Genomic DNA, 11,559 nt, shown 5'->3' on the forward strand with positions numbered 1-11,559 from the left:
GTTAATAGGTACAAATGGGTCACGCACTACCCTTTTGGGCAAGTTCACTGCCCCTTGCTGCGTTGATTGCTTCGTCTACCAGTTGAAGCAATTCCAGAGCACTTCGGAAATGCTCTACAGTATCCTCATCTGCCCACACAACTTTTCCCTGCCAGGTACCTCTTTGGCAATCCTCCACTTTGATAATGAAGGTTCCCTTATTCTTCCCACTTAGGTGATTCTGACGTTTCATACGCTTTACCTCGTGTCATGTTTCCAGGCTATTTCGCCTATAAGATTGACAATAGGTTTCCCTTGTATCTATATGATACAAATTGCACAATCATACAAATAATCATAGGAATGCCCGTATTTTGTGGATTTAGCTTAAACTATTATTAACAAGATGAAGGGGTAATAAAGAAAATTAACACAAAATAAAGAAAATATTATGTGTTTAATCATAGATTTCTGACTTTTTGGCGTTTTATGATTGCATTTTGATTGAACCCTTTGTGCAATTTTACGAAATACGAAAACGATTGAAACTGCATAAATATTAGGGTTTCAGGAACTGCGGATTGGGCGCGATTTGGCGCCTTTTGGCGCCCGATCCGCTGTTTTGAAATTCTTAAGAAATCTTAAGAATTTTCGACGGTAAATCTTAAGATTTTTGTGCTAAGCTAGTATTCATGCGGGTTTGCGGGTGTATACAACAATCCTGCGCGCTTTTATGATTGCGAAGGGCAGATAAGCATGGCGAAAGGAGCTGAAGTGGCGGTTATTGGATGCGCGTGGCGGGCGGATGCAACTGTATTATGCAAGTTTTGCTCCGCCTACAGTAGACCAACAAAGTGCACTTGTAGCCCACTACTGTAGGGAGGAAGTTTTTCACTGTGTACACTTGGTCAATCTAAGTTCATATTCTGGGCTCTACTGTAAATCAGACATTTTCCTCTGTTTACAGTCGCCATCTAACAAGTCAATTCAGAACCGTTACGGTATCTATTGTGATTTCCTCCATATACAGTTGCCATCCTCGAAACTTCCAGGCAAGCTCTACTGTATTTCAACAATTTCTTCATCGTTACAGTAGCCTCCTCTGAACATGCCTTCTAGCCTCGACTGTATTTCAAGCATTTCTTCCTCAATACAGTAGCCTCCCCTGAACAAGCCTTCCGGCCTCAACTGTATAGATATAAATTTGCACAAGGCACAGTAGAAACCACCACGATACCCCCTATAATGCACTTCATCAGCTACCACCACTTATGAAATAAGTAAGCAAAAGAGGGCAAATGCTTGAAATGCACTATATACCCGCATATATAAGATGCCAATCAACACAAAGAAATGAATTAACGCATGAACAAATCAATCGAAAGGAACAACAAACATGAACAACAAGCAATATCTTGAAAATGAACTACAAAGATTAGACCGACTAATCAAAATAAATAGCGCCAACATAAAAAAGCACAAAAACATCCCTGATAATCCAATCTTCCAGTGTACATCAAGCAACGGAAAGCCACAGTTCAGGAGCATATCGCAAGCTTCGCTTATATCCGATACCCAGGAATCAGACATAGCAAATACAGCAGATATAGCCACACCCGGTAATTTAGCAAATGGCGGCAAATACTCTTACGTCCGCCAGTCAGACCTCGCACCAATCAAGAAGCTCGTCCAGAAGCAGTACGAGGAGCGCCTGCAGAAGGCGCTCCTTACGAACCGAAGCCGGCTGGCAAGGTTCATCAAGAATTACGATTATGACTTTGTGGACCAGATCTACCAGAAGTCAGCATTTGCGAGGAAGCAGTATATTTCGCCGATCATTGAGCCGCGTGATGAATTCATAAAGGATTGGTATGAGCAACATCCCGGAGGGATGAACCCTTATGATGATCCGCCGGAGCGCGATACATTACGAGGAGAAAAAGTCCGCACAAAGAGCGAACAACTTCTAGCAGATACCTTCTATCGTTTAGGCATTCCGTATCAATACGAGCCTGAATTTGTCTTAAATACCGGATATTGCAAATATCCGGATTTCGTACTTCTAAATGTAATCCAAAGAAAAACCTATTACTGGGAACACATGGGCCTTACAGATGAGTTTGATTACGCCACAAGAAACTTCAAGAAACTCCTGGTCTATGAGAGAAACGGTCTGATTCTTGGCGAAAACCTCATACTTTCACTTGAAACAGAAGACATGCAGCTGGATATGAAGATGGTTGACAGGAAAATCCGGGAATATCTGCTCTGATTTCCAAGCCCAATCATTAAGCGTATAATTAATCTATCCGGAGGTAATACGCATGAACATCTTCGACATCATCGGCCCTGTCATGATCGGGCCCTCAAGTTCACATACAGCAGGCGCTGTGCGCCTTGGACGCGTGGTCAACAAGCTGATTGACGAGCGCCCACTCAAAAAGGTTGAGATCACGCTCTCAGGCTCATTTGCTCAGACCTACAAGGGCCACGGCACGGACAAAGCACTCCTCGCCGGAATCATGGGCTATAAGAGCTATTCCCCTGAGATCCGCGACGCCCTCGCAATAGCCGCCAGCCGTGGAATCAGCTATACCTTCAAAACCGAGAACATCAAAGGCGCGCATCCTAACACCGCCCTGATACACTACTTCCTTGAGGACGGCAGCGAAGGCAGCATGCAGGGTGCCAGCATCGGTGGCGGAAACATCCTCGTAAACCGCATCAACGGCATGAATGTTGAGTTCAACGGCGACGCCAACACGATCCTTATCATGCACAAGGACACACCGGGCGTCATCGCAAGCGTCACAAACCTCATGCACTGGGAGTACGAGAGCCTCAACATCTCAGGTTTCCACCTCTCCCGAGACGAGAAAGGCGGAGACGCCATAATGACCATCGAGATAGACAGCAATCCCCCGGAGGAGCTTATAAGCGACATCCGCGGCATTGAACACATCACCAACGCAATCCTGATAAGAAGGGTATGACATGTTAAAATACGAATCTTTGGCAGAACTTGTTAATGAAGCCACTAAACGAAATATCAAGATAAGCGAACTAGTCCTCGCAGACCAGGCCAAAAGCATGGAGAAATCAGAGCTTGAGCTCTATGAACAGATGGAGCTTAACTTCAGCATAATGAAGGACTCCGTAGCAGACGGTATGCGCAAGGACCAGCGCTCCACCTCCGGCCTTACAGGTGGCGAAGGCTACCTTATGTCAGAATATGTCAAAAGAGCTGACGGCGGCCTTTCAGGAACCTTCATGAGCAAAGCGATCTCCCGTGCCCTGGCAGTAGCAGGCTGTAACGCCTCCATGGGCAAGATCGTGGCAGCCCCAACAGCAGGCAGTTGCGGAGTTCTCCCGGGTTGCCTTGTCAGCCTCTACGAAGACAGAGCTTTTCCGGAAAAAGACCTTGTAATGGCCATGTTTACTGCAGGAGCTGTGGGAATGGTCATCGCCAACCGTTCAAGCCTCGCAGGAGCCCAGGGAGGATGTCAGGCAGAGTGCGGAAGCGCATCAGCCATGGCAGCTGCAGCCCTGGTGGAAGTTATGGGCGGAACGCCTGCACAGTGCTCAGACGCCTGCGCCATGGCTATCTCAAACCAGATGGGCCTTGTCTGTGATCCCGTGGCAGGTCTTGTGGAAATCCCTTGTATCAAGCGCAACGTATCGAGCCTGATGATTGCCTTTTCCAGCGCAGACATGGCACTTGCCGGCATACAGGCGAAGATCCCTGCAGACGAGTGCATGGACGCCATGCGCGAGGTCGGCGAAGCCCTTCCAAGCGCCTTAAAAGAGACAGCTAGGGGCGGCCTTGCAACCACGCCAACAGGCCAAAGGCTCAAGGACCAGGTCTTTGGAGCCTGATCAAAATTCGTCAAAAGTTCACATTTTATCGCATTTTCTGGCAAGCCGGCAGCACTTTTTGAGAAGTGCCTCCGGCTTCTTATTGTTACAATAAAAGTGCTCGAGCTAGCTAGATGACGCGAATATTGTTTGGGGGAACAATATCTGCAAAGACACAAAAATAAAACTTAATAATGTGGGGAAAATGTATGAAAAATTATTCAAAGATCATCATTGCAAGGCTCACGGTGCTAATCATGCTTGTTTGCTCAATCGGACTTTCTTTCAAAGTCGACGCACAGGCAGCTGATAACACCCTTCTCAACACCTATGGTGCACAGTACGGATATTCCGGAACATGTATCAATCTTTACCAGCTCAGAGACGCTAATCAGCTCAGTCTTTTAAAACAGCAGTACAACAGCATTACGCTTGAAAACGAGATGAAGCCCGATGCGCTTCTTGGAAATTCCGCAAGACTCATCAGTGTCAGCGAAGCCAGGAACAGAGGCTACTACATCCCTGACAGCTACAAGGAATCCTACGTTCCACAGATCAATTTCAGCACAGTCGATGAAGTCATGAAGATCTGCTATCAGAACGGCCTGAAGATGAGAGCTCACACGCTTGTTTGGCACTCTCAGACACCAAGCTGGTTCTTCAGAAATGGATATAACGGAAACAGCTCTTTTGTCAATTCATCAACCATGGATGCCAGGCTTGAGATGTACGTTAAGACCGTGATGAATCACGTCTACCTCAGCGATTACGGCAGTGTTGTCTATGCATGGGACGTTGCCAACGAAGTCATCCACGCCTCAAACTCAGGCTGGGAGGCAGTTTACGGCAACAACAAGACAAACGCTTCTTATGTTAAAAAAGCTTTCAATTACGCCTACGACTGTCTCGATTATTTCGGTCTTACGGACTCGGTAAAGCTCTTTTACAACGATTACAACACGTACATGGAAGTCAACAACGTAATCACTCTTGTGAATTACATTAACCAGGGCAAAAAAGTCTGCGCCGGCGTTGGAATGCAGTCGCACCTTGGAACGAACTTCCCTTCAACAGATTCTTATGTAAACGCCCTCAATTCCTTCCTTAGAGCAGGTTTTGAAGTTCAGATCACAGAGCTGGACATCACCAACAAGGGCGATTCAGATATGGCTAACTACGCTTACAACCTCTTCAAAGGCATCAACAACGCCAAGAAGAACGGCGGTAAGATCACAGGCATCACCTGGTGGGGACTTTCAGATCAGACAACATGGATCAGCAATTCCGCTCCTCTTCTGTTCTCAAGACCCGGCCAGCCAAAGCAGGCCTACAGCAAAGTGCTCCAGGCCTACACAGATGTCTTTGGCCAGGGCAGCAGCGTAACACCACAGCCCACACCTACACCACAGCCAAGCACCAAGACAGCTCACATCGACGATGGCTGGTATTATATCAAGAACACTCTTTCACAGAAGTACCTGTCAGTTGAGGGCAATCCTTCCTCAAGCTGGGCAAATGTATTCATCAACAGCGGAACAGGCGTTGACGGCCAGAAGTGGTACGTTGCAAACACATCAGACGGCTACATCACACTGACCACCAAGCTCGGCAGCTACAGCCTCGATGTTTCCTACGGCGACGCAGCAGATGGCACCAATGTTGGAATTTACAGCAGTTATGACGGCGATCCACAGAAATTTGTGGTAAAAGAGACAGGAACAAGCGGAGTTTATACCATCGCAACCAAGTGCTCTAACGGAGCCAGCGGACTTGATGTTTATGAGAAAAAGACATCTGACGGCACCAACGTTTGCGAGTGGACCTACAACGGTGGCACAAACCAGCAGTGGTCCTTTGAAAAGGTAGATAACAGCTCCTCTTCACAGCCTGCGCCTACTCCCGAGCCGGAGCCCACTCCAGAGCCCGAACCGGAGCCACAGCCTGAGCCCACTCCTGCAGCATCAGACCTTGAAGCAACAGCATCCATCAACAGCTGGGGCAGCGGATACACTGTAAGCTTTAAGATTAGCAACAACACCGGAAACACAGTAAACGGCTGGACCCTCAAGGTTCCCACAAGTCAGCTCAATATGAGCTCCTCATGGAACGTTAACGTAACCAAGCAGGACGGCAACTACGTGATCACTCCCGTTGACTGGAACAGATCCATTCCAAGCGGATCATCCGTAGAATTCGGCTGCATCGGCAGTGGCCAGATCGGCAATTCACTCTCTCTTACAATAGAGTGATTAACTTCATAGATCCTTCTTAGAAAGGCGCAACCCTCCGGGGCTGCGCCTTTTCCTTGAGTCACCGGGGACGTTTCACTTTGACTCATTTTGAGTCAATGGGGACGGTTCTCTTTGACTCCCTCACCTTAAGGAAATCTTAAGAATTCTTCATAAAGTCTTAAAGACTTTTGGTATGCTCATGTGATAATATCTTCTTCGTGCTCCTCTTGAGCACGTTCTATGGCACTTCGCCATCTATCATTCCAGGTATGCGCATACAATGGATATCACAAAGGCAACACGAAGGAGGAATCAATAATTGCCATCTAATTCAATAACCAGCCCAAAGTACAAAGACTCTGTCTTTCGCATGCTCTTCAATGACAAAAAAGAGCTTCTGTCACTCTACAATGCGCTGAACAATTCAAGCCACACAAACCCTGATGATATAATCATCAACACCATCGGCGACAGCACGTTCCTAAAGGTCAAGAATGACGTCTCATTCATCTTCAACTATGAGCTAAATGTATTCGAGCATCAGTCAACTCCATGCCCCAACATGCCACTGAGAGACCTGTTTTACGTTGCGAAGCTCCTCAAGAAAATCACTCAGGAAGATGACCTGTACGCTTCCAAACTGGTCAAGATCCCTACTCCGAAGTTCTATGTCTTTTACAACGGCACAGAACCTCTGCCGGACGAAAAGATCTATCGACTCTCTGAGCAGTTTGAGAAGCAGACAGCAACTCCCGATATCGAGCTCACTGTCACAGTCCTCAACATCAACGAAGGCAACAATAAAAAGCTCATGGCTGCTTGCAATACCCTAAAAAGCTATAGCATTTTCGTATCGCTCGTGAGAAAATATATTAAAGAAATACCGAAAGATATCGATGATAAAGAGGAAGAAATCAAGTCAGCTATTAATCATGCCATTCAGGATTGCATTGACCAGGATATCCTGAAAGCCTTTTTTGAAAAGCACAGAAGAGAGGTACAAGACATGACATATTGGGATTATAATGAAGAACTTCACAATAAGACTATTGCTACGGAAGCAACTGAAAAAGCTGCTTTGGAGATAATACGTTTTGGGCGCGAAGAGGCTATCCCAGACGAAAAGACCCGTCTCCGAATAAAAAGACTCGGGTTATCCGATGCCACCATTGATGAGCTCTTCGCTCAGATCGATGCTGAAACAGCTAATTTAATACAATAGTAATTAAGGCGCAACCCTCCGGGGCTGCGCCTTTTACAACGGCACAGAACCTCTTCCGGATGAAAAGATATATCGCCTATCCGAACAGTTCGAAAAGCATACAGTCACTCCCGATATCGAGCTCACTGTAACAGTTCTCAATATCAACGAAGGAAACAACAAAAAGCTCATGGACGCGTGCAACACCCTAAAAAGCTATAGCATTTTCGTATCGCTCGTGAGAAAATATATAAAAGAGATACCTAAGGATATTGACGACAAAGAGGAAGAAATCAAGTCAGCTATTAATCATGCCATTCAGGATTGCATTGAACAGGATATCCTGAAAGCCTTTTTTGAAAAGCACAGAAGAGAGGTACAAGACATGACATATTGGGATTACAATGAAGAACTTCACAATAAAACTATTGCAAATGAAGCGACAGAAAAAGCAACGCATAAAGCAGCGCAGGAGATGATACGTTTAGCTCAAAGCGGTGGTATCCCTGATGCACAAACAAAAGTAAGCCTCAAGAATCTTGGCCTGAACGATGATACAATCGATGATCTCTTTGCTCAAATGAAAGATGAGAAGCCTACCGTACTTTCTTCAAATTGAATAGCTCAATAATTCTAGCGCAGTCCTACGGGGCTGCGCCTCTTTATTTTTAGGCAAAAGAAATAGCGACCGGCCGGGGTTTATTCCGGTCAGTCGCCATTTTATTGTTTAGTTCTTATTTGAGGTAGTTCTCAAACTGAGATTAAATCTTAGTCCTCTTCTTCCTCTTTCTTCTTACCTGCGATGAGTGCAGTGATTGCTGCTGCAACTGCCATAACGATTGCAAATACTCTTGCATTAGTGTTTGCTTCGTCCTCAGTTCTTCCACGTCTTGCTCCAAGAACTGCTGCGCCATCAGTCAATGCATCTTCTCTTCTTGCTCCAAGTACTCCTGCAGGTGCTGCAGCTGTTGGTGTAGGAGCATCAGGAATCGGTGTAGGATCTGAAGGTGTATCTCCACCGCCTGAAGGTGCTGCAGTGATTGTAAGAGTTCCAGGTACATATGTTACCTTGAAGTTGCCCTGAAGGTATGTACCATCCTCTAATAGCTCTGCATCAACAGGTGTTGCTGTGATTGCATATGTTCCTACGGCATTACCTGCTGCACGTGAAATGTTGTAGTTAATACTATCCTCGGCCTCTGCCTGAAGATTCTCGTCATCAGCCTTTACAACTGCTGTAAGTGTAGGATCAGACTGTGCTGTAGTTCTGCTATAACTGTTAGCTGTTACTGTTACAGGTGCAGGTGTTATCATTAGTGTTCCCTTATCATATGTAAGGTTGAACATGTCTGTTACATCATTGCCCTGAGGGTCTGTTATAACAGGTTTACCAACGATATCAAGCACATATCCGTCAGCCTTAACATCCTTAGCATTAACATCTACATTAAGCCCTGATACAGTGTACTCTGTATCGCCAATTGTTACGGCATGAGGATTTTCTTCATCAGCTGCAACTACCATAAGAGGTGAAATCAGATCTTTAACAAAATCTGTAGCTGCATCAATCACTCTTCCAAGAGGATTCTTGTTCTCAGACTTATTACCTGTAAGGATGTAGTCAAAGTCTGCACCGGTCCATGTCTTTCCGGAATAGATCTTTGAATCATCCAATGTACTTGCAATAATGTCAAAGCTTACAGGATTGATCTCAAGATATCCATCCTCTACCTCAAAGGTTACATCAAAGTTATCATTGGTGTTAGCAAACTGCTCAGCAGCCAGGTTCATCATGTGCTTACCGGTCTTAGATTCCTCTACCTTGTCTGTTCCGGTAAAGCTAATGAACTCTTCTTTATAGATGTCTTTACCTGTTGTTGAAACAAGGTCAACAATGATATTACCCGCTGCCGCATCAGGTGCATCCTCAAACTTAACTTTATAGCCTGTTACTGTATGTACCTTTCCATCGTAGTCAACAGTGTCGTTATTACCTGTTACTTTTACGACTACCTTAGCAGGCTCTACAGTTACATAACCATCTGTTACAACGAATCTTACATTTGAGAAGTTTTCATTGTTGTTTGAGAACATGTCAGGTGTAAGTCCCATGTACTCTGTTCCGGCATTTGTAATCTCAGCAAGAGCAGCTCCGTTAAAGTCGATAAATTTCTTTACATCGTACAGATCTGTATTAGCCTTAGCTGTATAGCCTTTAGCTGTGTGAACCTTGCCGTTATAAACCTCTGTTACAATTGTACCTTTGATTGTAACTTCTGCGTCGATAGCACCAATTGTCTGGTAACCATCTGTTACTTCAAAGACAACATTTGTGAAGTTGTCATTTGTATTGGCAAACATTGAACCAGCAAGATTCATGTTTGTGGTTCCATAATTGGTTCTCCTTGCTGCAGGCTGACCATTCTCAAGATCCATATCGGGAGCAGGAGTGAAGGTCATATCTGCAGAAGTATCATACAGATCGGAACTTGCTGTAGCTGTGAAGCCACTTACAACATGTTCAGCTCCATTAAAGTCATCTGTGCTGTTAGCACCTACGATTTCAACCTTTACAGCAATAGGATTGATTGTAATATAACCATCTGTGACATCAAATGTTACTGTTTCGAAGTTCTCATTGTTATTGGTGAAGTCATCTTCTGAGAGTTCCATATAAGTGGTTCCGGCATCCTCTCTTGAAGCAGTTGCTTCTCCAGTAAATGAGAAGTCATTTGCTGTGTAAAGATCAGTGCTGATCTTTGTCACATCATAGCCCTGAACTCCATACTCCGTTCCAGCATAATCCTTTGTATCATTGTGTCCTGTAATACTTACTGTCGCATTGATCTTGTTAATCTTTACATAACCATCTGTGATATCAAAGGTTACAGTACCAAAGTTCTGGTTATTGTTTGTGAACATGGAAGCTGTAAGTCCCATGTCTGTCTGGCCTGCATTAGTTCTTGCTGCCTTAGCCTCACCACTGAATGCAAAGTCGTTCTTAGTGTAAAGCTCGCTTGAGATCTCTTTTACCTCATAGCTTTCAGCAACATGTTCTGTGCCATCATAATCCTCAGTTACTGTGTTACCAACAATCTTAACTGTCACATCAATCTTGCTGATATCCACATAGCCATCTGTTACATTAAAGGTTACTGTCTTAAAGTTTGTGTTCTTGTTTGCAAACTGCTCAGCTGTAAGGCCCATTTCAGACTTACCTGCTTCAGTTCTTGAAACCTTAGCTTTTCCAGTGAACTCAAAATCACTTGTAGTGTAAAGAGTAGTACTGATATTTGTTACATTGTAGCCCTCAGCAGTATGCTCCTGACCATCATAAGCAGTCTCAACCTTATTACCTACGACTGTTACTGTAACATCGATAGGATTGATGGTCATGTAGCCATCTGTTACGTTGAAGGTTACTGCCTTAAAGTTTGTGTTCTTGTTTACAAACTGCTCTGATGCAAGACCCATCTTCTTGGTTCCGGCATCCTTCTGTGTTGCAGATGCAGTTCCTGTGAATTCAAAGTCTGCCTCAGTGTAAAGAGGGTTACTGATCTGAACACTATAATCTGTTACAGTGTGATCCTGGCCATCGTAATCCTTTGTATCGTTGTTACCTGTAATTGTTACTGTTACATCGATAGGATTTACAGTTTGATAACCGTCTGTTACGTTGAAGGTTACCTTTGCAAAGTTACTGTTCTTGTTTGCAAACTGCTCAGCTGCAAGACCCATCTTCTTGGTTCCGGCATCCTTCTGTGTTGCAGATGCATTTCCACTGAATGTGAAGTCAGCAGTTGTGTAAAGTGGATTGTTAATCTCTACATCATAGCCTGTTACAGTGTGGTCTTTTCCATCATAGTCAGTTGTGTTGTTGTGACCTGTAATCGTTACAACTACTTCATTAACCGCTGTGATGGTCTGGTAACCATCTGTTACGTTGAAGGTTACTGTCTTAAAGTTGTTATTATTATTTGCAAACTGTTCAGCTGCAAGGTTCATGTTGGTTGTGCCTTCATTCTTCCTTGTTGCTGTAGGCTCACCCTTCTCATTAACAACAACATTCTGTGCCGGTCTGAAGATAAAGTCTTTATCTACATCATACAGAGTTGAACTTGCTGTTGCTGTATAACCTGTAACAGTGTGATCCTCTCCATCATAAGTTGCAGTATTGTTTGCACCTACAATTGTTACTGTTACATCGATAGGATTGATTGTCTGGTAACCATCTGTTACTTCGAATGTTACTTTCTTAAAGTTGTTGTTCTGGTTTACAAACTGCTCAGGTGC

The 11,559-nt window shown here is 44.6% G+C and carries 8 protein-coding genes; 6 read left to right on the forward strand and 2 right to left on the reverse strand.

Translation table 11 applies throughout. The features are described from left to right. Nucleotides 1-19 precede the first annotated feature (19 nt). On the reverse strand, nucleotides 20-232 hold the full coding sequence (locus G589_RS0118260; RefSeq protein ID WP_026523125.1) for a hypothetical protein: 213 nt from the start codon (nucleotides 230-232) through the stop codon (nucleotides 20-22). Between the two features lie 1,143 nt (nucleotides 233-1,375). Here G589_RS0118260 and G589_RS0118270 point away from each other — a divergent pair. The 6 genes from G589_RS0118270 (at nucleotide 1,376) to G589_RS21545 (ending at nucleotide 7,885) form a co-directional block, all read left to right on the forward strand. Then, nucleotides 1,376-2,251 carry a hypothetical protein gene (locus G589_RS0118270; RefSeq protein WP_026523126.1) on the forward strand — a complete coding sequence of 292 codons (876 nt, stop codon included), beginning with the start codon at nucleotides 1,376-1,378 and terminating at the stop codon, nucleotides 2,249-2,251. 52 nt (nucleotides 2,252-2,303) lie between these two features. Further along, entirely contained in the window at nucleotides 2,304-2,972 is a 669-nt protein-coding gene (sdaAB, locus tag G589_RS0118275) for an L-serine ammonia-lyase, iron-sulfur-dependent subunit beta (protein WP_026523127.1), read from the forward strand. Between the two features lies 1 nt (nucleotide 2,973). Further along, on the forward strand, nucleotides 2,974-3,855 hold the full coding sequence (sdaAA, locus tag G589_RS0118280) for an L-serine ammonia-lyase, iron-sulfur-dependent, subunit alpha (RefSeq protein ID WP_026523128.1): 882 nt from the start codon (nucleotides 2,974-2,976) through the stop codon (nucleotides 3,853-3,855). A 188-nt stretch (nucleotides 3,856-4,043) separates the two neighbouring features. Beyond that, nucleotides 4,044-6,083: an endo-1,4-beta-xylanase gene (locus tag G589_RS0118285; RefSeq protein ID WP_035776627.1), complete on the forward strand. Its 2,040-nt coding sequence runs from the start codon at nucleotides 4,044-4,046 to the stop codon at nucleotides 6,081-6,083. 301 nt (nucleotides 6,084-6,384) lie between these two features. Continuing rightward, entirely contained in the window at nucleotides 6,385-7,287 is a 903-nt protein-coding gene (locus G589_RS20740; RefSeq protein ID WP_051192606.1) for a hypothetical protein, read from the forward strand. Nucleotides 7,288-7,504: 217 nt separating this feature from the next. Then, the gene (locus G589_RS21545) at nucleotides 7,505-7,885 is read left to right on the forward strand and encodes a hypothetical protein (RefSeq protein WP_155832589.1); all 381 of its coding nucleotides are present in this window, start codon (nucleotides 7,505-7,507) and stop codon (nucleotides 7,883-7,885) included. Nucleotides 7,886-8,034: 149 nt separating this feature from the next. Here G589_RS21545 and G589_RS22180 read toward each other — a convergent pair. Beyond that, a partial coding sequence (locus tag G589_RS22180; RefSeq protein ID WP_026523131.1) for an MBG domain-containing protein occupies nucleotides 8,035-11,559 on the reverse strand: 3,525 nt, incomplete at its 5' end.

The sequence above is a fragment of the Butyrivibrio sp. VCB2001 genome (assembly GCF_000423965.1).
Classification (GTDB): Bacteria; Bacillota; Clostridia; order Lachnospirales; family Lachnospiraceae; genus Butyrivibrio.

Coding starts and splice junctions, on each gene's coding strand:
- G589_RS0118285 (WP_035776627.1), top strand. CDS start 4,044: ATGAAAAATTATTCAAAGATCATCATTGCAAGGCTCACGGTGCTAATC.
- G589_RS0118260 (WP_026523125.1), bottom strand. CDS start 232: ATGAAACGTCAGAATCACCTAAGTGGGAAGAATAAGGGAACCTTCATT.
- sdaAA (WP_026523128.1), top strand. CDS start 2,974: ATGTTAAAATACGAATCTTTGGCAGAACTTGTTAATGAAGCCACTAAA.
- G589_RS0118270 (WP_026523126.1), top strand. CDS start 1,376: ATGAACAACAAGCAATATCTTGAAAATGAACTACAAAGATTAGACCGA.
- sdaAB (WP_026523127.1), top strand. CDS start 2,304: ATGAACATCTTCGACATCATCGGCCCTGTCATGATCGGGCCCTCAAGT.